The organism is Bacillus thuringiensis, assembly GCF_001595725.1.
Classification (GTDB): Bacteria; Bacillota; Bacilli; order Bacillales; family Bacillaceae_G; genus Bacillus_A; species Bacillus_A thuringiensis_K.
Map to the genome: position 1 here is coordinate 2,447,042 of NZ_CP014282.1, position 21,127 is coordinate 2,468,168.

Sequence of the window (21,127 nt, forward strand, 5' to 3'; positions counted from 1 at the left end):
GGTGAACATGGTGGCAATAAAACAAGACGAAATTAAAGTAGTTGTCGGAGCTGGAGTGTTTAATAATAATCCAGGCTGGATTCAAACGCAAGAAGATGAACTTAACTTACTAGATAAAGCTACGTGGGAAGAAAGATTTGAATACAACTCTATTTCAGCTATTTTAGCTGAGCATGTATGGGAACACCTTACTTTTGAAGAAGGTGTAAGAGCAGCTGAAATCTGTTATGAATTTTTAAAACCATCTGGTCATATTCGGTGCGGAGTCCCTGATGCATTCTTTCAGGATGAGGTATATCAAAATATAGTTCAAATAGGGAGACCCGGTCCAAAAGATCATCCAGCAGCAAGTCATAAAATCGTTCATAATTATAAAACATTAACGAAAATGTTTGAAACTGCTGGATTCGAGGTAGTTTTACTTGAATATTGTGATGAAAGTGGTCGGTTTTATTACAATGAATGGGATGCAAACGACGGTGTTATTTTCCGTTCGAAAAGGTATGATTCTAGAAATAAAGGCGATAAATTTGGTTTTCCATCGCTAATTGTCGATGCGATTAAGCGCTAATCATTCAACAAAAAAAGGAGTTAATCCTATGATTTCATAAGTCGCAAATGCGGCTTTTTTATTTGTACGTAAATCTATATTTAATTTTCAATACTATATAACTCGATTTAGAAAATATTTAAGTTTTTCTCAGCGTCATTCACTTTAAATTAACACTTCGTTGACATAAATATTTATTTTATATTTATATTCGTGTAAAATGAAATGGGAACATATATTCTGTATAAGGGGGCAATCAAAATGATAGCTGAAATTGGGAAACTAACTGATGGATATATTGTAAAATTTGAACGCGAATTTCCATATACGGTAGAGGAAGTTTGGTCTGTATTAACAGAAAACAGTAAGCTGAAAAAATGGATGTCCAATTTACAGATTGAAAGCCTTAAAACTGGTGGAATAATAAAGTTCGACATGATGGACGGTTCATTCATAAATATTGATATTTTAGAGTGTCAACTAAACTCAGTACTTGAATTTACTTGGGATAAAGACCGTGTCCGATTTGAAATACATAAAGAGGAAAATAGTACTCTTTTATTCCTTAAAGAGTACATTAATGAATTAACAGATCATACACCGAGAGATATAGCTGGTTGGCATATTTGTTTAAATCTTTTTTCTTGCGTTTTAGAAGGAGAAGAGAAAGAATTTTCTAAAGATGAATGGCAACAATGGTTTGAAATATACAAGGGTAAGATTCATGAAGTTAGAGGGTAATTACATAATAGGTAATATTCATTATGTAATTATTATATTGCAAATATGTTTTTAATGAGAAATAAGAATAGAGGTTCATATGAAGGTAAATCAATTGATTGCTAGTCGCGATCGAATCAATAAGTGAATTTTTATAACCTAAAGAAGGAAGAGGATATAAAAGTAAATAAAGAAATATAATTCAAACGTTATAAACAGTTGACCCTCACACAATGTCATTGTTTAAAATAAAGTTGAGCTTCAAAGTAGATGTAACTTATAGGAGGAAATCATGTTTAAAATAGGGGATTTTTCAAAACTATCTTCCATTAGTATACGAATGTTGAGACACTACGATAAAGTGGAATTACTACAACCAGTAAAAGTCGATGAGCAGAGTGGATATCGATTTTATTCAGCAGACCAATTAAAAAAAGTAAATCAAATTCAAACGTTAAAAGCTATGGGGTTTAATATTGCTACCATCAAAGAAATAATAGAATGCGATAATATAGATACCATAAAAGAGCAATTTTTTAATCGTAGTGCTCAAATTAAAGAAGACATGAATAATCTCCAAAAACAATTACGTCTCCTCGAAGACTCAATGAAAACGATGAGAGAGGATGTTGTTGAGATGAATTATCATGTTTCCATAAAAGAAATTCCAGAAAGAACTGTAGCTAGTGTTAGAAAGATTATTCCATCGTATAATTGCGAAGGTGATTTATGGAGTATATTAATGCAAGAAATTCAAATGAAAAATATTAGTATTGCCCATCCGAGTTATAGTATTGCGGTTTTCCATGATCGTGAATACAAAGAAAATGATGTAGATATAGAAATACAGCTAAGTATTCTTGGTAAGCACGAAAATACAAAAGACGTTACATTTAAAAATATGAAATCAACCAATGTAGCTTCTATAACAGTTAATGGAAGTTATGAACAGATGACAGCTGTAAATGAGGCTGCAGCAAAATGGATTGAGACAGAGGGTTACAAATTAGCAGGCCCGATGTTTAATATTTATCATGTGAGCCCAGCAATGGAATCCGATCCTAATAAGTGGGTTACAGAAGTTTGTTATCCAATAAACAAATAAGTAATAAAAAAAGGCATGTTTTATGCCTTTTTTATTTTATTAATATCTCGAAATATATAAATCTTAATCTTTACAGTTTTCGTATCGGACTATATAAGGCAATAAAGACTTCAATTATTTTAGTAAAAGCAGCTAAAGCAAATATAAATACAGGATTGTAGGCTGAAATAATTCCACCTACTAATGCCCCCAATGGCATAGATAATCGTGTAAGTACACGAGAAAAACCTAAAACACGTCCTTGCAAATTGGATGGAACAGTTTCCTGCCGAATTGATGTAACAATCGTATTCCATGTGATATTACATGTCATCGCGATTCCGAAAGCAATTCCGGGAGCAAGCCAATATGTATTCCACAAAGCAAATGTTAACCCAAGCGCTCCTAAAAATAGGAGTAAAGGAATAAGTACACCACGTCGAAATTTCTTTTCTAAAGGAACGGCAATTAAGCTTCCTAAAAGCCCACCTATTCCTATTAAAGTATAATTATAGCCACTTTGTGCGGAGGTAAGATTTAATGTCGATAATAAATAATACATAAGTACACCTAAAACAGCACTTGCTCCAAAGTTACCTACCATAGCTTGAAGTGACAAAGCTATATTTAACCGATCATTTTTGAGCCATTTAAAACCATCAAACAAATCATTTAGTACATTTTGCAATGTTTTTTTATCAGTATTCTTTTTATTTAAGTTTTTCATAGAAGGTAATATAATCACAGCAATTAATGTAGCAATAAATGAAAGAACATTAATCCAAAGTACTTGAAAGCCGCCAATAAAAGATATGAAAAGCCCAGCTATGATTGGACCAAACAAACTAGCCAATTGATTAACCATTTGATATAAAGAATTAGCCTTCGTTAATGATGCACCTGCGATGTGTGGAATGACTGTAACAGTTGTTACATCAAAAAGCATGGACATAACTGCTAAGATAAAAGTAATTACGTATAAATGCCAGACTTCTAATAGATGTAATGCATGTAAAATTGGTACGAAACTTACTAAAATAATATTGGTAATATCCGCCATCCAAAGTAACTTTTTTCGATCATATCAATCAACTAGTACACCAACTAAAGGGCCAAATAAAACGATTGGCAATACATTAACAGCAAATAAAGAACTCATAATTACAGCTGAACCAGTTAATTGATAGGCAATCCAAGGCAGTGCAAAAGTATATAGTGAATCCCCGATTCGTGAAATGAGTAAACCAAAAATAAAAATCTTGTATTCTTTTGAAAAAGTTGTCTTGATAGTTAATCTTCGTTCTTGTACAAATTTCACAATTGTATGACCTCCCTTTTTTATAGAGGAACTTGAAAATAATCCGTCCAATACGTATTAAATATAGAATTCTGTAAGAAGTTGTTGAATCCTACTTTATAATATTGATTTTATATAAAATTGTAGGGAATAGAAATTAGGGCGGTTTTTATGCGAGGAGGCGGAATGATTCGAGAACAAAAGGGGTTGCTGGATAAAGAGTTAATCTTACGACCTTTTCCACAACTTTTGTTTTAGCAGAACTAATAAAAGAGAATCCTATATTACTTCAGCGATGTTTAAATTAGCAACAAAAGCCACTGTAATAAGGGGCTTTTGTTGCTAATAATTTAATGATATGTGTACCCTCCATCTGGAAATAATACATTACCCGTAGTAAAACTATTTTGCATTAAATATAGAACAGTATGTGCAATTTCATTATTATGGCCAGGCCTTTTTACAAGAGAAAGAGATTTATAAGATTCATAAGCATTATCAAGAAATACCACCTAAAGTAGAATATAGCTTAACTGAACATGGAAAAACAGTCAGTACTGTTTTGGATAGTATTTGTAGTTGGGGAAGAAGACATTTAGAACATATAGTTAAAGATAAACTATAAAATTATTATGTAAACCAAATGTAGTGCGAAGTTAAATGTTGTTTTAATAATTTTTATTTTATAATATATAATTAAACAGTGTTGTAGGTTATATTACATATTTAATTTATTTTTACAAAGGGGAAGTAATAAGATGAACGAATTAGAGTATAAAAGCTTCTATGATAAAGTAGGAAGATTAAATGGATGGGATTTTAGCAAAATAAAATGTGAAACTGTAGGAGATACATGGGACTTTTATAGTGAGGTAAAAGAAAGGTGTAAACCATCACATATTTTACTTGATGTTGGTACAGGCGGAGGAGAAAATGTACTTAACATAGCATCTTCGGCTAAATTGTTAATTGGAATTGATAATTCTAACGGCATGATTGAAACGGCACATTCTAACTTGAAAAAATCAGGTGTACAAAATGTTGAGTTTCTTCAAATGGGTTCTGAAGCTTTAACATTTCCGCATGCCCATTTTGATATTGCTTCAAGTTGTCATGCTCCGTTTCTAGCATCTGAGTTAGCAAAAGTAATGAAAAAGGGTGCCTTTTTCTTAACACAACAAGTAAGTGAGAATGATAAATTAAACCTGAAAGAAGCATTTGGCAGAGGACAATGCTTAGGTGAACGAGATGGCACTTTAAAAGAAAAGTATATGGATGAACTTATTAGTGCAGGATTTGATCTCGTGCAAGTACGCGAATATGATGTTACTGATTATTACAGTACGCCTGAAGATCTTATTTTCTTATTAAAACATACACCTATTATTCCTAGATTTGGAGAAGAGGATTTTACTATTTTACAAAAGTTCATTGAAACGAATAGTTCTGAAAAAGGGATTCGTACAAATTCAAAAAGATTTATGATTATCGCTGTTAAATTATAATATATTTTAGTGTAAAAGCTGCTTTTCATTTAAAGAAAAGCAGCTTTTTGTGTGGAAAAGAATGCAGGAAATGAAGGTTTTGAAACGTTACTATATTAACAATGAAAAATTAAACGTACATATTACTGAATGGGGGAATAAGGATAAACCTGTTATTTTTTGTTTACATGGATTAGGAAGTACGAGTTTAAGTTTTATAGAAATTGCTGAGGAATTAAAAGAAGAGTATAGATTTATCTCCGTTGATGCACCTGGACATGGTAAAACACCGCCCTTTGAAAGAACGGAAGATTATGAGATGCCCAATTTAGCAAATTGGTTAAATGAAATAATAAATGAATTGAGAATCGAACACTTTTATTTTCTATCACATTCATGGGGAAGTTTTGTAGCGTTATTTTATTTGTTACATCATCCAGAAAAAGTACAAGGAAGTATTCTTATTGATGGTGGATATCAAACAAAAAGGCTTCAAGAAGAAACGTTGGGAGAAGAAATTGCTTATTATAAAAAGGACTTTGATGAATACGTTTTTAATAATTGGGACGAATTTTTCAAAAGTGAAAAAGAAGCTTATACTAGGTGGTCTTCATTGTTAGAAGTTGCTGTAAAGGACCTAGGGGTCGAAATGGATAATAAAGTATGGTGGCATGCCAGGGGGAATACAGCTAGTAATATAATAAGAGGTATGCATAAAGATGAAACGATAGATATATATGAGAAGCTGCCGGCTAATATTGTATTACTTCGAGCTACAGTTCCACAAGTTTGGGCGGATTATAGAGATAAGACAGTAAATGTTTTCAAAGAGAAAACGGACAGTATAGTAAAAGTAATTCCTGATACTACACACATGTTGCACGGGGATAAACCAGAAATTGTTATAGTAGAAATAAAAAATAATTGGAGCTAACATATTCATACTAAAGTTGTAGTTTCTATATAAAAAATCCACCCTTCCGTTTGATTTTATCTATTTATAAGTGTAATACAATACGAATAGATAATAAGAAATGAGGGGGAATGTAAAGTGATTACACATATATCAGATATAAAACTACAAACGGTTTCCATAGAAGGGGTAAAACAAGTTTATAAGGACATATTATCTTTTCCAATAAAAAAAGAAACAGCAAGATGGCTTGAGGAGTCTGGATTACTCATTGCGAAATGGAAAGATGGTCATATAATTGATGAAGAGGATGGTCGATTCAATTTATACTTTAAAGACGGAGATGGAAATCTTCTTGAAATTATTGCACATAGTTATGTTAAAGAGGATGTATTAGTACCACACTCACCTTTAAACATTTTATACGTACGGGAAATTGGTCTTCCTGTTAAAAGTGTACCTATTTTTAGAGAATGGCTGAAATTAAATTTAAATATGAAAACGATGGAAGAAGGGGATATTTTCAGCTTTGTTATAGGTGGCACTGCATATATCGTCGCGACTTGGTGGCAGAGACCTTGGATTCCAATCGCGATGAAAGCTTTACCACCGAAAGTGCACGTTTCTTTTGGAACACCGGATCCCGCATTTTTACAGCGAATCCAAATTAACTTTAAGAAAAATAATGTTCCATTTGAATGTAAACATAATGAAGTGTCATTTATTGAGCAGGTATATACATTTTCTATTGTGTATATACCAGAGTTTCATTCAGATATTCCTAAACAAATAAACTTACCGCTTTCTATATAGTTATAGAAAGCGGTAAGTTTATTTTGTTTTAAGGAAAATTAAAGTCTAGTTATTATGTTGATTTAACATTTGAGCTATTCCTTGACCAAATGACCAATTCTCCATCGGTGTCTCGTGTAGTGTAATGAAAACATCAGCAGTAGAGATTTGTAGAATATTAGCTGTACTAGTGGCTATAGCTTTATATAAATCTTTTTTTTGATTAATTGTTCTTCCAGGTCCACATGTAATAGAAACATAAATCATATTATTGGATCGTTTTAATGAACCTTCTAAAAGATAAGATGAATTATAAAAAAGTTGATGAGAAGGATAAGGTAAAAACATTTGAAAATAATCATTTTCAGGAATATTGAAATGTTCAATTAACGAATGGTGAATTTGATTGCTTACATTTTTTAATAACTTATTATCGGATAATTTTTCAGGATGATAAACGGTGACAAATGGCATAATAGAGGACTCCTTTCCTTTTGATTTCATTTTACTTCCAATGTTTCCATTTGTATAATTGAAAATATATTAACTAATTATCAATAAAATCGATGAAGATGGTGTATGAAATGGAAATGAAAGAGTTACTTACATTTAAAAAAATTATTGAAGAAGGAACGTTTTCACAAGCTGCTAAACAATTAAACTATGCACAATCAACAGTAACAACACATATGAAAAAGCTGGAAAATGAAATTGGTTTTCTGTTATTTGAAAGAGGATGGGATGCAAGATTAACAGAAGAAGGAAAACTTTTTGCAGAGGAAGTAGAAAACTTAGTAACACATTGGGAATATTCAATAACTCAAGCACAACGTATTAGTAATGAAGAGAAAGGGAGTTTGAGAATAGGCCTATTAGAATCCGTTGCTAAAAGGTTAATACCGATAATATTAAAGTTTTTAAATGCTGAAAAACCATACATACATTGTGATTTTGTAGTGGGAAATACAGCACTTTTATCAGAAATGATAGAACATAATAAGATTGATTTTGCGGTGTGCGGAAATAATGAAAATAAATCAAAGGTACAATTCACCCCAATATGTGATGAACAGATTGAATTTATAGTGAATAATCCCAAGCATCCTTTGTTACAAAAAGAATCCGTTGAAGCATTTGATATTATAGATTATCCAGTTATTGTAGGAGAAAGTAATTGTTATTCCTATCAATCTGTAAGTTCTTTCTTGGTAGAAAACAATTTATCTTTTAAAAGAATTTACAATTGTAGTGCTTTAAACCTCATTCCAGAAATGCTTTTTGAAAATGCGATAGGAATTATCCCGAAAGGTACAATTTTGAATGAAGAAATACTATCTTTTAAGATTAAGGACTTTAATTCTAAAATCCCGATTGGTATATTAATTTCTACTAAAAATAACAATTATTTAAGTCAAACGAAACAAAACATTATCAACATCATTAAAGTCGCCCTATAATTATGCTAAAAAATTATAGGGCTGTTTTCGATGCGTACTTTTCTTTTAGCATTTCAGAGATTTTTGTAATAATAGGATTTATGTGAGTAGAAGGATTTCCTAACATTGCAGTGAATTTAAAATAGGGGTGTAGAATACTATATGGTTTAAGGAGGGTGAAACTTGAACTTAGGTGAGCCAATGGCTAAAGGAAATACAGCGGAAATTTATCTGTATGATAATAAGATTGTGAAGTTATTTAAAGAATATCTTCCAGGTACAGAGTCTATGAATGAAGCAAAAAAACAAAAATATGCGTATTTATGCGGGCTGCCAGTTCCAAAAGTATTCGAAGTGACAAAGATACAAAATAGACAGGCAATTATTATGGAATATGTAAAAGGGGAGAACATTGGTGATCTCCTGCTTAATGATTTGAATGAGGGAGAGCGTTATATCGGCCTTTGTGTTAATGAGCAAAAAAAGATCCATGCTATACGTGTGAATACAGATGAAATGGAGTTAATGAGGAAAAGGTTAGAGCGTCAAATTAAATCTGTACAAAAATTGGATGAAAGCAAAAAGAAGAATATATTACAAAAATTAGATTCTATTACATTTGATTTTAGGCTATGTCATGGAGATTTCCATCCATTTAATTTGATTTTGAGTAAGGAAGAGAAAGTGAAAGTTATAGATTGGGTAGATGCTAGTTCAGGTGATATTCGCGCAGATGTATTTCGAACATACTTGTTGTACTCACAATCTTCGGTAGAATTAGCTGAAATGTATTTACATATATATTGCAGTCGTAACGGCATATCAAGAGATGAAGTTTTTCAATGGGCTCCTATTATTATTGCAACTAGATTTTCTGAAAAAGTATCACCGCAAAATGAAGTGTATTTGAAAAGATTATTGAATCAGTATTTATAAGTCATAAAAAAGGTTGTCAGCTAATTAATAAATGCTGTTGTTTAACCAAAGTTTCCTTGTAGTTAAACAACAGCGTTCTTAAATATTGATATAGGTATTCTTATTTTCGATCTTCATCCTATAAAGGTTCATAATCCGTACTTGTTCCTCCGTTAATTCTTCTTTATCCCAATACATATGCATTAAGCTATATTCAAAAATCTCCTTTAATTTAATAAATAATGGAAACTTGTCTATCATCTCTTTTGGTAGTTCATTTTCCTCTTGGTAGCCTTCAAATAGTGCTTTTGTAATAGAATGTTCATAGTCAATGATATTCCCATTTCCAGCAAATGAATATTCTATCGCACTATAAATAGGAACGGCTAAATCGAATATGTAAAAATGTTTTTGGAATGAATCCAAGAGAATACCAACGAACAACATGCCTATTCAATCATTTGTTAAACTCAATATAAATAAAGAAGGGGAGTTCAAAATGAATATTTCTAGAAAATTAGAGGTTGAACAGTTACGTAATAAGAATAGTGAGCTATTTGATAAAGATGTACTTAACATATTGAATGGTCAAATGATGTATGAAGAATTTAAAACGGAGGAGCTAATGGGTGAGTCTGATTATGCTCCATTTAACGAGGCCATGTGTGTAAATAGCGCTACTGCACAAGTTTTTGATGAAGAGTTTATTAAAATAAGAGCAGAAGGTCATAACAGTTCAGTCGAAAATTATGCAAAAAAAGTTATAGATCCGTTAGAAAATCTATTTGCGAAAAAGTATAAATGTATTGTTTTATGGTTCGGTGAAGATATGTTTTGCCAAATGAATCTACTTACTTTACTTTCATACCTTGAGCAGTCGTGCTATGAAGGGAAAGTATACTTAAATAGTTTCAGGGAGGATGAATTTAAAGTAAATCAAATTGAACTTGAATTGGGGGATAATTCTACTATATACAATGAAGTATTAGTAAACCATAAAAAGACTTATCATAAAGTACCACCTGTAATGTATCAAGCTATAGATTTATATTTAGAAATGCTAAAAGAAGATAATATCGTAATGAAATTCATCTCTAAAAATAAAGGTTTATCAAATCAAGAATTATTAACAAAGTTGTTTTATCTTTTTCCAACAATCGGATATGGTGATACTCAGTACATAGAATTGATAAATAAAATAAAGAAGAAAGCTGAACCTAAAATATAGGAACAGCTTACTTCTTACAATTGTTCAAGTGACTCTAATTCGTCCTCTACAAATAACATTAGTTCTTTAATCGTTTCTCCAGAAAAATCAAAACGAATTCCAGCCGCTTCATATATTTCCGGTAAAGATTTAGAGCTACCTAATGATAAAGCTTTTTTATAATTTTCTATTGCTTGTTTAGGATTTTCTTTATATTGTTTATACATTTGCAACGCACCAAGCTGTGCAATAGCATATTCGATGTAATAGAATGGTATTTCGAATATGTGTAATACAGGTAACCAGCCAGTTGCGATCCAATTTTCATACCCTTCGATATTTACGACGTTTGATTGGTAAGTGTTATGTAATTCTAAATATTTTTCGTTTCTTTCCTTAGCAGTATGATTAGGATTTTCATACATCCAATGCTGGAATTGATCAACGATAAGCATTGGGGGTAAATATTTAACAATATCTTTAAAGAAATCTAATTTTGCTTTTATAAATTCTTCACTATTATCATAAAATGTACCCCAATATTCCATCGAAAATAATTCCATCGTCATGCTAGCGAGTTCAGCTGATTCAGAAGGGATTTCTAAATATTTTTGTAGCTCTAACTGCTTCATACATTCATTATGAATACTATGACCCATTTCATGGAGAAAAATAGTAACATCATCATGTGTATGATTGAGATTCATGAAAATGAAAGATAATCGAGAAGCAGGCAAATATTCGCAAAATCCTCCTGGCGCTTTTCCTTTACGACTTTCTAAATCTAAGCAATTATTTTCATGCATACGATTCAGTAGTATAGAAAATTCAGGGTCTAGTTTATGTAAAATATAAGAACTCTTTTCGATTAATTCACTCGCGTCTTCAATTGGTTTTAATGCTTTTTGATTTGGTGCGGTTGCTTTTAAATCCCATGGACGAAGACTATCTACTTGAAGTTCAGATTTTTTCTCATTAAATATTTTATCGATAAGTGGTACTACGTATTTACGAATAGATTCAGCAAGCTCATAGCAATCATCAGGCGTATAATCAAAACGTTCATGTTTTTTAAACATATAATCACGATAATTATCTAATTGAATATTTTTAGCCTTTTGATGACGGATTGCGATTAATTCATTTAATATATGTTGTAATGTATCTTCAACAGATAAGAATGTTGCAGAAATGAGCGTTTTTGCTTTTTTTCGTATATGACGATCTGGATCTTGTAAGTAAGACTGTAGTTCAGTAACTGTTTTTTCTTCACCGTCCCATTGTGCAGTTAAACCACCTGTAATTTCGAAGTACTCGGTTACTAGTTTATCTTCAGTTATCTCTAAATCAATGTTCTTTTCACAAAATAATGTTTGCGCATTCTTAATTCTTTTGTCTAGTAAGCTATACTTTTTTACATCAAGTTCCATTCGAAAAGGTGACTCTAAATATTTATTATCAAATGAATTTTGATAACGTTTCAAAAGAGGGCGTACATATTGTTGATCATATTCAAAAGTATCTTTTATTTTTTTATTATTTGTATTACATTGAAACGCGATATAGTGCGATGTTAATTGTTCTTCAATTTCCCAAATGACTGTAGATTGTTTTTTTAACCAGTTTTCAAGCTCTAGCTTTGAAGAAATCTCTTTATTTAATAAAGTAAAAAGAGTCTTTTCTAATTCTAGAACGTTACTAATATCAATTGTATTTAAGCGCTGCATGACATATCCCTCACTTTTTATTTACTTAAGGAAGTATTCTTCTTCTTTACTACAATCCCTTTTTTTACTAAGAAGTTTGTGCCCACTACTCCAAGAACAATCAAAATTGTTCCGATGATGTGATAGTATGCGATTTGTTCATGTAAGAATACAACACCCGCGATAATTGTAATAAGTGTAGATAAATTGCTAAAAACACTTATTTTAGCTGCTTCAATATAAGATAAGGAATAGTTTAATAGCAATGCCGTCAGCAAGGACGATAGTAACCCTAAATATAAAATTGAGATAAGAAATGTTCCATTCGTAAAAGGTTTAAAGTATACCGTTATTGTACCTTTACTTATATGGCTGGCGATTGCGATTAAATTAAAGCTAATAAAACCGATTACTGTCATAGTGTAAGTTAAATCCATTAGTTTGAATTTCTTCGTCATTTTTCGAGCTAACACATTATAGAAAGCAGATGATAATGCCGATAGCAAAATAAGAATAACACCTATGAAACTAGTTTCATGAGTTCCTATACCATTCATGATAAATATATAAATGACACCAATGACAGAAATGAGTACAGAGATTTTTTGCCATGTATTTGTATACTCTTTTAAAAAATAGGAAGCTAACATCATTGTAAATATAGGAATCGCCGCTTGTATAATTCCCGCCTCAGAGGAACTTGTATACAATAAGCCAAAAGCTTGAAAAGCAAAAAAAAGTGCTGGATAAAAAAACGCAATTGGTAAAAGAGAAAGTATGTTTTTTAATGATATATTTAACTTTACGAATCCAAAAATAATCGGAATATTTGCTGCTATGAAAGCAACTGTAAAACGATGAGCCAGAGTATCAAGAGGGCTTGTAATGGTTAGTGTTAGTTTCACGAATAAAAAGGAAAATCCAATAATAAATGAATAGAGTAAAGCTGATAAATATGCCTTTGTTGTAAGTTTCATAATTTCACCTCATAGTAACTGATTTTTTACTGGCCAGTATACGTACATATTAATCTTTCTGATCTAGTGCTACAATGTGAATAAATACAAACTGTACCGGTACAAAATAAACGTAAGAGGTGTCATAATGTATAAGTATTTACATGTTTTAAATGATTTAGAAAACATGATTCAATATGGAGAGATAAAAGAAGGAAAGAAATTACCGTCTATACGGTCACTCGTTATGCAATATAAGTGTAATAAGGCAACAGTTATACGTGCACTTCACGAATTAGAAAAGCGTCATATTATTTATTCCGTGCCTCAGAGTGGATACTACGTTGTTAAAAAATCAGGGAGTACCATAGAAAGTAACGAGATAATTGACTTTGCCTCTTCAGCACCAGATCCAGATGTTTTTCCATATTTAGATTTTCAACATTGTATTAATAAAGCCATTGATACATATAAAAATGACTTGTTCGTATATGGGACGCCAAAAGGTTTACCGTCTTTAATTCCGGTCATTCAAAAACAATTAGCAAATTATCAAGTCTTCACTAAAGAAGAAAATATTTTTATAACGTCAGGTGTACAGCAGGCGCTAGCAATATTAACTTCTATACCATTTCCAAATGAAAATGAAACGATATTAATTGAACAACCAACATATCATCTATATATTGAATATCTAGAAATAAACCAAATTCCTGTAATTGGTATTAAACGTACGAATGAAGGGATTGACTTAAATGAGTTGGAACGTATTTTTCGAACAGGTAAAATAAAATTCTTTTATACAATACCAAGATATCATCATCCGCTTGGAACTTCTTATTCTAAAGATGAGAAAGAAAAAATCGTATTATTGGCTAAGAAATATAATGTATTTATAGTGGAAGATGATTACTTAGCAGATTTAGAAACGGATTCGAAAGCTGATCCGTTATATAGCTTGAATCATAATAATCATGTCATATATTTGAAAAGTTATTCGAAGATTATTTTTCCAGGTTTACGAGTTGGTGTAGCAGTTATTCCACCGATTATTGCGAATGCTTTTTATACATATAAAAAAATTTTAGATATTGATAGCCCAATGATATCTCAAGCTGCTTTAGAAATTTATATAAAGAGTGGCATGTTTGAACGTCATAAAAATAAAATTAAATCTTCCTATCACGATAGATCTAAAAAATTAGCAGAAACACTAGAAAGAACTCATAGTGAAAACCCACTTTTATTCACATATAAAAAGCATAATACAATTGGAATTCATACTTGTTTAAAATTACATAAAACGAGTATTTCAGAAATGTTTTTCCAAAGACTAAGTGAAAAACAAATAAGTATTGATACAATTGATAAAAATTATGTGAGAGGTTTTCCGCAAGAAAGACTATTAAAGTTAAACGTATCGAATGTAAAGGAAGATAGGATTGAAGAAGGAATTCGTAAAATAATAGAGGAAATCAAACAATTGGAACATATAACCTTCCAATTTAAAAAAGAAAAAAATGAATAAGTAGCTTTGTTGTGAGACGCAAAATAATTCTTTTGTTTGTGTGTATCGCTATAATAATTGAATTTATTTTTGTAACTGAATATTATAATAAGGATGATAATTATAATCCTTCAAAGATACATGGCACGATTTATTAGAAGATAATTCCTAAAGCCAATGCTTAATTAAGGTTATGGCGGGTGTAAACCAATTAGAACGTGATCTGATCCGTACGTGGAAACATAAAGGGATTGAGCTGAATAAGAAAGAAGGAAAATTTAAAGGTCGGTTAAAGAAATACCATAAAAATCATGCAGGGATGAATTATGCAGTAAAGCTTTATGAAGAGGTAGATATGAATGTAAATGAAATTTGTGAAATTACAAATGTGTCTAGGGCCTCATTATTTAGAAAGCTATCGGAAAGGAACAGTTGATGAGTTATACTAAAAATCAGAAATATATAATAAGGGATAAATTCCATAGAGAGGTGGAATTACATGCCTAAAATTGATAATATGTTAGCGATTCTATGGATGCTTCGCTCAGATAAAAAAATTACTGCAAAACAAATTTCAGAAAAGTTAGAGATGAATATAAGGACTGTGTATCGTTATATTGATACAATTTCAACAAGTGGTGTACCTATAATTTCAGAACCAGGACATAACGGTGGATACACGTTATTAAACAATTTTATTGAGGCTCCTCTTTTTTTTGATTTTGAAGAGCAAACTTCACTATTTCACGCTGCTGTTTTTGCAGAAGAAGCCGGATATTATGGAGGTGAAGCATTAAATAGGGCCATTTCAAAACTAAGTAAATACTCAAATCAAGAGCAGGAAGCAAAGATAAACCGACATTTAAGTAGTCTAGAAGTAATAAGTCGATTTAGTTCATCCTCTATGGAACATTTTTTGAAGGAGTTGGAGCAGGCCGTAACTGATGGGTATTCAGTAAAAATTCTTTATTATAAAAGTGGGAAAAAGCAATTAAATTATAGATTGGTCGATCCGTACAGAATTATCTATTGGAATAATAAGTGGTATGTGATTGGATTTTGTCATCTTAGGAATGATATCCGTAGTTTTAGGGTAGATCGAATTGAAAATTTAATGCTAACCGAAAATAAGTTTAACCGGCCAGAAAATTTTTCAGCACGTGACTTTTTTATAAAAAATCTTCTTCCAACTATAGAAGATAAGGAAGGGATTATTTCTTTGGTTATTAGTGGGGATAAAAGTGTATTGGATGATATTTGCCAACATTGGTTTTTAGGGCATTATTTACAAGTGCGAACTTCAAATCAAGCAGTTTTTCTTCTTGAAAAAGATATGATACATACATATGTACCTTATTTACTTTTACCGTACAATAAATCTATTAAAGTTATTGAGCCAATAAGTCTTAAGAAAAGACTTATTGAAGTTCTGTCGGAATTAATAAAATTTCATGAAGTATGATAACTTCCCTGACGTTAACTGTCAGGGAAGTTATATTATAATATCCATATCAATTGTGATTGGAGTGATATGGGATGCAAACAAAAAAAGTTTTTCTATATGTATTTAATACAATGTCGGACTGGGAATATGGATATTTAATTACCGAACTAAATTCAGGAAGATATTTTAAAAAAGATTTAGTACCTTTAAAAGTAATTACAGTAGGAGCTAATAAAGAAATGATTACTACTATGGGGGACTGAGCATAAAACCAGATATTTCCCTTGATGAATGTACTTTTGAGAGTAAAGATCTTTTAATTTTACCAGGAGGGACTACTTGGAGTGAAGAGATTCATCAACCTATCTTGGAAAGAGTTGGCCAAGCTTTAAAGTTTGGTACTATTGTTGGTGCAATTTGTGGTGCAACTGAGGCCCTTGCAAATAGGGGATACTTAGATACTAGAAAGCATACAACTAATAATTTAGAATACACTAAAATGGTATGTCCTAACTATAAAGGAGAAAAATTCTATGAGTTGAGATCTGCGGTATCTGATGCGAACTTAGTTACTGCATCAGGAATAGCTCCTCTGGAATTTGCGATGGAAGTACTGAAAAAATTAGATGTATTTGCACCAGATACATTACATTCATGGTTTAACCTAAATAAAACTCACAAACCTGAATACTTCTTTCAGTTAATGAATTCAATAAATTGATGAACTAAAAAATCAACTAAGCAGATTTATATTTGTTTAAATAGTAACCATGCTCTAGACAATGTCAAAGCATGGTTATTGAATATAACTTAAAAATGGTTATAAAGTAATGAAAATTCCTTAACTTTGTATATTCGTATTTTCCTGACGTTACCTCTATAAAAGGAAATATGATAACAATCATATACCGAAAGTGATAGAACTGAGTTATAAAAAGTAGAAGAAAAGTGTTATGTTAATAATTTTTAGAGCACCCAATTGTTGAGTGCTCTTTTTGTTTAGGACATAATTGTTTTAAATGGAAATAAACTACCAATAGATGATATCTTTAAAGTATAGCATTTATTTTGAATGGGAGTTATTGGTTTACTCGCTTGTTATTTCTTAAAATCCTATGTAGGTGTTGAGCATGTGGATGTTGTTGAGCCAAATAAAAATAGAAGAGAATTTGCAAAGAAGTTTGGTGCGAAAAACCTCTTTGATTCAGAAAAACAAATAATAGAAACATATAATTACGGTTTGGAATGTTCTGCTACAAATAGAGGGTTTCACACATTACAAAAGGCTATTAATAGTAATAGAGCGATATGTATTCTTTCTGATGGTAATATAGAAGACTTAACATTAACCGCCGAATTTTATCGAAAAGAATTGAAAATCATTGGTTCAAGTGATGGATATGGTTACCAAAAACATGCAGATTGGTTTTTTAGTCAAATAGAACAGACGCCATGGATAGAAGAGATTTTTCAATATGAAATTCATTATACTGCACTTGAGAAATGTTTTGAGGAATTAAGTCAAGGAATAATTACTCCTTTAAAAGTATTTGTCTCATATGAATAAAATGACAACGTACTTGTCACGTAGCTTACATATATTTCGTCATTAATATGATAATAAAACGAGGAGTAGCATGTACGTGTTAATTTTTAATAGGCACAACGGGTTGTTGCTCTTTCATTATGTACAAATCGTATATTATCTTTCTCAATGTACATATTAAGTAAAGTATTTAATATCACGTACATAAAAGGCGGGGTAATATGGATGGAAATAAGAAAAATGAAGAATTGAGTAAATTTAAGAAACAATGGTTTAATGAAGATAATCAACCAGTAGCTGGTATAGAGCTAGCTTTACCGCCTGATATAGGCAGCATGTTAGACTTGAAATCAGTTGATGATAAAAGTGGAGAAAGTAATAATGAATAAGTTTAATCTATAAGCATCCATTTGGGTGCTTTTGTTTTTTTGACAATAGAAAATAGATCATCAAATTCTTATTGAAAAAAGGTGGATCTAAATAGATCCATTTTCTATATATGTAAGTTTTAATTTTCACCAAAAAGTTTAAAGTGCATCTAGCATGCTAATAACATTTACCATTAAAGGATTGGGCTATTATGCATATTATTGTTGAAAGCATTACTTTAATTCTCACTGGGATTCTTGCATTAAAAATGACAGGTAGTAAATCTGTTAGCCAAATGACAAGAGTTGAAATCATTATAGTAGTATCAATTGCGCGTATTATTATAGAGCCTGTATTAAGTAGGAAAGTAGTCCCATCTATATTCGCGGCCATCATATTTGCAAGCATACTACTTATCATTCATTTCTTTGAATTGAAATCAAGGGAGGTGGAACAATTTCTAAATGGAAGTAGCATTGGCTTTTTTTATTTTCTACAAGCGTAAGGATTAATAAAATAGGGTGGATTTTAAACCAGTCATTATAATAGATATAGACTTATAATTATGCTATATTCAATGGACCTAAAGTGAATGTGGTAAAAAATTAATTTGGCATAGGTAGCCGCAGTGTAAAAGTTGATAAGTTTTTAATGTGATACTAAAAATGAGATGAAAACAAGGAGATAGAAACATAATGGAATTTTGGGAATCAAGTTTTATTGAGAAACAAACAATGTGGGGATTTGAACCTACAGAATTTGCAATTTTGACAAAAGATTTTTTTCTAGAAAAGAACATTAAGGACATATTAGTTCCCGGTATTGGATATGGTAGAAACGCAAAGGTATTTATCGAAAATAGTATAAATGTAACAGGTATTGAAATTTCGAAAACAGCGATCGATTTAGCAAGAGAAAACGGACTAGAAGATGTTAGTATGTATCACGGTTCAGTAAACGAAATGCCTTTTGATAATAAACTGTATGATGGGATATTTAGTCATGCACTTCTTCATTTGTTGAATGGACAGGAAAGAGAAAAATTTATTGAAGATTGTTATAATCAGTTAAAACCAGGTGGATATATGGTTTTTACAACTGTTTCTAAAAAAGCTCCCATGTACGGAAAAGGAAAACAGTTGGATAAAGATTATTATGAGATAATGGAAGGTGTAAAAATGTTCTTCTATGATTCTGAATCTATAAAAAAAGATTTTAATCAATATGGATTAGTACAAGTTTCGGAAATTGATCAACCAAATAAGAACATAGTAAATAAACCTTCAATCAATTTCTTAATGATAAAATGTAAGAAAGAACGATAACTAAAAGTTATTAAGAATGATTAAAGATGTTTATATATTGATTATGCACAAATAAAAAGGACAAGCATATAATATAAATACCTTTTAACTTTAAGTAACCTTAACTTTCGTTAATAGGGTATCTCAAAATCCCCAAAAGAGCACTTGCGGAAACAAGTGCTCTTTTATTTTTTTGTTTCATAAATATTTATACTTGCAAATTTCGTGCAATAAAAATAAATCTGAGAGAAATAACCATATCTTTATTATACGATTATTTCTGAACTACAAACGTTATAGCATTTGTTTTTAATTGAATGTGTCTTTCATTACGAACTATATTATAAGCTAATTCTTTTATTTCAACTTTTACTTCTTTCCATCCTTTATAAATGCTTTTTAATAGACGTATCATTTCTTCGGTTGGGAGATTAATTTCAATTAAAGCTTTTACTTCTTCATTCGTTTTTAAAACAATTTCTTGTATGTTAGAGTTAATAATTAAACAATTAATACCGCCGTTTTTTGTACCTCTTTTCATAGATTGGAGTACATTTTTAAAATCTTCTTCTGATTTGACATGTTCCAAACTTGATACTGCAACGATATAGTCATAAGTATTAGATCTAATATGATAGTTTTCAATTGCTGCTTGTTCTGTTTTTATAACCTCGAATACGTCATGTTCTTTGCTATAAATTTGTAGCTTTGTTAAAGCGGAATCAAGTAAATCAACACATGTAACAGTTCCGCTAGCATTTTTAATCTTTTGTGCAATTGGAATGCTATTTCTACCGACGCCAGAGCCAAGATCAAGCACTTGTAATTTGTTTTTCTCTTCAAAGTAGTCCATTAAATCAATAACTGTTTTAACCGGCTTGTGAAGCCAAGATCCAGTTTCAAATAGTTTATATTGTTCATAGCAAAGATCGTGATATTCCTTTTCTTCTTGTCTTATGTAATCGATACGGTTCATATTGTGTCAGTTCCAATATTTTCATTACAAAATGAATAGGTGGGGCAGCCTTTAACATTTGTTTGAATTCGAAAAATACCACCAGCATGTGGATACTGTTTTAATTCGTCATCCGTCATTCTTGTTCTGGCTGTTGTAACATATAAATCAGTTAAGTTAGGCCCACCAAACGTACATGATGTTACATATAACGCAGGAATTGGAATACTTAATATTTGTTCTCCAGTAGAGGGATTCCATCTAGTTATTTTTGAACCTCCCCAATGTGCAATCCATAAACAACCTTCTTCGTCAATTGTCATACCATCAGGTAGACCGTCATTTTCAGAGAAAATGATTACATCACTTGGATTATGAATTTCTCCAGTACGTATATTATATTGATAGCGAACCACTTTTTTAGTAGGTGTATCTATAAAGTAAAGGTATGTATGATCAGGTGACCAAGCCATTCCGTTTGAAGTATTTACATGTGAAATTTTTTTCTCTACACTTAAATTATTATGTAAACAATATAAGGAACCTGCAGCATTCATACCGTATGTATCTGTAGTACCTGCCCAGAAACGACCAGCGGGATCACATTTTCCATCGTTAAAACGATTTTCTATTAAATGTTGTTCGGGGTCAAAAATATGTGTCAGTTTTTCTGTATTTACATTAATAGAATAAAAGCCGTTTTCCATAGCTAAGAGTAGTACATCCTCTAAATATGGAACAACACAGCCAATTTGTTGATTGAGAGCAATTACTCGATTCGTATTAGCGGTAGGATTGTATATGCATAATTTTCTCTCCATAATATCAACCCAATATAAAAGTTGCTTTTTTTCATTCCAACATGGTCCTTCAGCTAAACTTGCTTTAGCATCTAAAACTAATTCTATATCACTGAACAAGATGTTCACCTCGCGTTATAAG

Annotated in this window: 19 protein-coding genes and 7 pseudogenes; 18 read left to right on the plus strand and 8 right to left on the minus strand. The window is 31.1% G+C overall.

The features are described 5' to 3' along the window. The first annotated feature begins 10 nt into the window (after positions 1 to 10). The 3 genes from AXW78_RS12260 to AXW78_RS12270 all read left to right on the plus strand — a co-directional run bounded on the left by AXW78_RS12260 (position 11) and on the right by AXW78_RS12270 (position 2,375). Positions 11 to 571, plus strand: coding sequence for a class I SAM-dependent methyltransferase (locus tag AXW78_RS12260; protein WP_081113948.1), 561 nt, complete (start codon positions 11 to 13; stop codon positions 569 to 571). Between the two features lie 240 nt (positions 572 to 811). Then, complete coding sequence (locus AXW78_RS12265) at positions 812 to 1,291, plus strand: SRPBCC family protein (protein WP_000559846.1); 480 nt, start codon at positions 812 to 814, stop codon at positions 1,289 to 1,291. A gap of 271 nt (positions 1,292 to 1,562) precedes the next feature. Next, on the plus strand, positions 1,563 to 2,375 hold the full coding sequence (locus tag AXW78_RS12270) for a MerR family transcriptional regulator (RefSeq protein WP_000472626.1): 813 nt from the start codon (positions 1,563 to 1,565) through the stop codon (positions 2,373 to 2,375). A gap of 70 nt (positions 2,376 to 2,445) precedes the next feature. Here the strand turns inward: AXW78_RS12270 and AXW78_RS12275 are convergent. Together AXW78_RS12275 and AXW78_RS32185 are read right to left on the minus strand one after the other, a co-directional pair. Next, positions 2,446 to 3,672: pseudogene (locus AXW78_RS12275) on the minus strand (MFS transporter). Positions 3,673 to 4,001: 329 nt separating this feature from the next. Continuing rightward, positions 4,002 to 4,145 (minus strand): annotated as a pseudogene (locus AXW78_RS32185) (SDR family oxidoreductase); the annotation flags it as partial. Between AXW78_RS32185 and AXW78_RS12280 the strand changes: the two are divergent. The 4 genes and pseudogenes from AXW78_RS12280 to AXW78_RS12295 all read left to right on the plus strand — a co-directional run. Then, positions 4,142 to 4,276: pseudogene (locus tag AXW78_RS12280) on the plus strand (winged helix-turn-helix transcriptional regulator); the annotation flags it as partial. The pseudogenes AXW78_RS32185 and AXW78_RS12280 sit on opposite strands and share 4 nt — an antisense overlap. A gap of 133 nt (positions 4,277 to 4,409) precedes the next feature. Beyond that, complete coding sequence (locus tag AXW78_RS12285; RefSeq protein WP_061884193.1) at positions 4,410 to 5,156, plus strand: class I SAM-dependent methyltransferase; 747 nt, start codon at positions 4,410 to 4,412, stop codon at positions 5,154 to 5,156. Positions 5,157 to 5,235: 79 nt separating this feature from the next. After that, positions 5,236 to 6,069 (plus strand): alpha/beta hydrolase, encoded by an 834-nt coding sequence (locus tag AXW78_RS12290; RefSeq protein WP_033690253.1) that lies wholly within the window; start codon positions 5,236 to 5,238, stop codon positions 6,067 to 6,069. Between the two features lie 117 nt (positions 6,070 to 6,186). Continuing rightward, positions 6,187 to 6,861, plus strand: coding sequence for a hypothetical protein (locus AXW78_RS12295; protein WP_061884194.1), 675 nt, complete (start codon positions 6,187 to 6,189; stop codon positions 6,859 to 6,861). A 45-nt stretch (positions 6,862 to 6,906) separates the two neighbouring features. On the opposite strand, the gene AXW78_RS12300 is transcribed toward AXW78_RS12295, so the two are convergent. Then, entirely contained in the window at positions 6,907 to 7,314 is a 408-nt protein-coding gene (locus AXW78_RS12300) for a tautomerase family protein (RefSeq protein ID WP_001117409.1), read from the minus strand. Between the two features lie 110 nt (positions 7,315 to 7,424). Between AXW78_RS12300 and AXW78_RS12305 the strand changes: the two genes are divergently transcribed. Further along, positions 7,425 to 8,297, plus strand: coding sequence for a LysR family transcriptional regulator (locus tag AXW78_RS12305; RefSeq protein ID WP_000425265.1), 873 nt, complete (start codon positions 7,425 to 7,427; stop codon positions 8,295 to 8,297). A 162-nt stretch (positions 8,298 to 8,459) separates the two neighbouring features. Continuing rightward, positions 8,460 to 9,212: an aminoglycoside phosphotransferase family protein gene (locus tag AXW78_RS12310; protein WP_061884195.1), complete on the plus strand. Its 753-nt coding sequence runs from the start codon at positions 8,460 to 8,462 to the stop codon at positions 9,210 to 9,212. A gap of 78 nt (positions 9,213 to 9,290) precedes the next feature. On the opposite strand, the gene AXW78_RS12315 is transcribed toward AXW78_RS12310, so the two are convergent. Continuing rightward, positions 9,291 to 9,638, minus strand: a complete 348-nt coding sequence (locus tag AXW78_RS12315) for a hypothetical protein (RefSeq protein ID WP_000899728.1) — start codon at positions 9,636 to 9,638, stop codon at positions 9,291 to 9,293. 52 nt (positions 9,639 to 9,690) lie between these two features. Here AXW78_RS12315 and AXW78_RS12320 point away from each other — a divergent pair, with 52 nt between their 5' ends. Further along, on the plus strand, positions 9,691 to 10,419 hold the full coding sequence (locus AXW78_RS12320) for a hypothetical protein (RefSeq protein ID WP_002181532.1): 729 nt from the start codon (positions 9,691 to 9,693) through the stop codon (positions 10,417 to 10,419). A 14-nt stretch (positions 10,420 to 10,433) separates the two neighbouring features. Here the strand turns inward: AXW78_RS12320 and AXW78_RS12325 are convergent, their stop codons facing one another. Further along, entirely contained in the window at positions 10,434 to 12,125 is a 1,692-nt protein-coding gene (locus AXW78_RS12325; protein WP_001189358.1) for a M3 family oligoendopeptidase, read from the minus strand. 17 nt (positions 12,126 to 12,142) lie between these two features. Then, on the minus strand, positions 12,143 to 13,081 hold the full coding sequence (locus AXW78_RS12330; RefSeq protein WP_000779453.1) for a DMT family transporter: 939 nt from the start codon (positions 13,079 to 13,081) through the stop codon (positions 12,143 to 12,145). Between the two features lie 127 nt (positions 13,082 to 13,208). Here AXW78_RS12330 and AXW78_RS12335 point away from each other — a divergent pair, with 127 nt between their 5' ends. The 8 genes and pseudogenes from AXW78_RS12335 to AXW78_RS12365 all read left to right on the plus strand — a co-directional run bounded on the left by AXW78_RS12335 (position 13,209) and on the right by AXW78_RS12365 (position 19,251). Beyond that, entirely contained in the window at positions 13,209 to 14,588 is a 1,380-nt protein-coding gene (locus AXW78_RS12335) for an aminotransferase-like domain-containing protein (RefSeq protein ID WP_000280140.1), read from the plus strand. Positions 14,589 to 14,694: 106 nt separating this feature from the next. Further along, positions 14,695 to 15,003 (plus strand): annotated as a pseudogene (locus AXW78_RS12340) (helix-turn-helix domain-containing protein); the annotation flags it as partial. 63 nt (positions 15,004 to 15,066) lie between these two features. Beyond that, positions 15,067 to 16,029: a helix-turn-helix transcriptional regulator gene (locus AXW78_RS12345; protein WP_001124115.1), complete on the plus strand. Its 963-nt coding sequence runs from the start codon at positions 15,067 to 15,069 to the stop codon at positions 16,027 to 16,029. Positions 16,030 to 16,103: 74 nt separating this feature from the next. Then, positions 16,104 to 16,732, plus strand: a pseudogene (locus AXW78_RS12350) (type 1 glutamine amidotransferase family protein). Between the two features lie 351 nt (positions 16,733 to 17,083). Continuing rightward, a pseudogene (locus AXW78_RS12355) lies at positions 17,084 to 17,578 on the plus strand (alcohol dehydrogenase); the annotation flags it as partial. A 200-nt stretch (positions 17,579 to 17,778) separates the two neighbouring features. Then, entirely contained in the window at positions 17,779 to 17,946 is a 168-nt protein-coding gene (locus AXW78_RS34385) for a hypothetical protein (RefSeq protein WP_000348946.1), read from the plus strand. Positions 17,947 to 18,137: 191 nt separating this feature from the next. Continuing rightward, positions 18,138 to 18,404 (plus strand): annotated as a pseudogene (locus AXW78_RS12360) (DUF421 domain-containing protein); the annotation flags it as partial. A 217-nt stretch (positions 18,405 to 18,621) separates the two neighbouring features. Next, a complete protein-coding gene (locus tag AXW78_RS12365) occupies positions 18,622 to 19,251 on the plus strand; it encodes a class I SAM-dependent methyltransferase (protein ID WP_061884196.1) in 630 nt (209 codons plus the stop codon). Positions 19,252 to 19,504: 253 nt separating this feature from the next. Here AXW78_RS12365 and AXW78_RS12370 read toward each other — a convergent pair whose 3' ends face one another. Further along, a complete protein-coding gene (locus AXW78_RS12370; protein ID WP_001079444.1) occupies positions 19,505 to 20,206 on the minus strand; it encodes a class I SAM-dependent methyltransferase in 702 nt (233 codons plus the stop codon). Then, positions 20,203 to 21,105: an SMP-30/gluconolactonase/LRE family protein gene (locus AXW78_RS12375; RefSeq protein WP_000490520.1), complete on the minus strand. Its 903-nt coding sequence runs from the start codon at positions 21,103 to 21,105 to the stop codon at positions 20,203 to 20,205. The genes AXW78_RS12370 and AXW78_RS12375 overlap by 4 nt, the downstream gene beginning before the upstream one ends. Between the last annotated feature and the right edge of the window lie 22 nt (positions 21,106 to 21,127).

Excerpts from the sequence above, each read along its gene's own strand:
- AXW78_RS12365 (WP_061884196.1), top strand. The coding sequence starts at position 18,622 with ATGGAATTTTGGGAATCAAGTTTTATTGAGAAACAAACAATGTGGGGA.
- AXW78_RS12325 (WP_001189358.1), bottom strand. The coding sequence starts at position 12,125 with ATGCAGCGCTTAAATACAATTGATATTAGTAACGTTCTAGAATTAGAA.
- AXW78_RS12285 (WP_061884193.1), top strand. The coding sequence starts at position 4,410 with ATGAACGAATTAGAGTATAAAAGCTTCTATGATAAAGTAGGAAGATTA.
- AXW78_RS12320 (WP_002181532.1), top strand. The coding sequence starts at position 9,691 with ATGAATATTTCTAGAAAATTAGAGGTTGAACAGTTACGTAATAAGAAT.
- AXW78_RS12370 (WP_001079444.1), bottom strand. The coding sequence starts at position 20,206 with ATGAACCGTATCGATTACATAAGACAAGAAGAAAAGGAATATCACGAT.
- AXW78_RS12305 (WP_000425265.1), top strand. The coding sequence starts at position 7,425 with ATGGAAATGAAAGAGTTACTTACATTTAAAAAAATTATTGAAGAAGGA.
- AXW78_RS12345 (WP_001124115.1), top strand. The coding sequence starts at position 15,067 with ATGCCTAAAATTGATAATATGTTAGCGATTCTATGGATGCTTCGCTCA.
- AXW78_RS12300 (WP_001117409.1), bottom strand. The coding sequence starts at position 7,314 with ATGCCATTTGTCACCGTTTATCATCCTGAAAAATTATCCGATAATAAG.
- AXW78_RS12330 (WP_000779453.1), bottom strand. The coding sequence starts at position 13,081 with ATGAAACTTACAACAAAGGCATATTTATCAGCTTTACTCTATTCATTT.
- AXW78_RS12335 (WP_000280140.1), top strand. The coding sequence starts at position 13,209 with ATGTATAAGTATTTACATGTTTTAAATGATTTAGAAAACATGATTCAA.
- AXW78_RS12270 (WP_000472626.1), top strand. The coding sequence starts at position 1,563 with ATGTTTAAAATAGGGGATTTTTCAAAACTATCTTCCATTAGTATACGA.
- AXW78_RS34385 (WP_000348946.1), top strand. The coding sequence starts at position 17,779 with ATGGATGGAAATAAGAAAAATGAAGAATTGAGTAAATTTAAGAAACAA.
- AXW78_RS12315 (WP_000899728.1), bottom strand. The coding sequence starts at position 9,638 with ATGTTGTTCGTTGGTATTCTCTTGGATTCATTCCAAAAACATTTTTAC.
- AXW78_RS12265 (WP_000559846.1), top strand. The coding sequence starts at position 812 with ATGATAGCTGAAATTGGGAAACTAACTGATGGATATATTGTAAAATTT.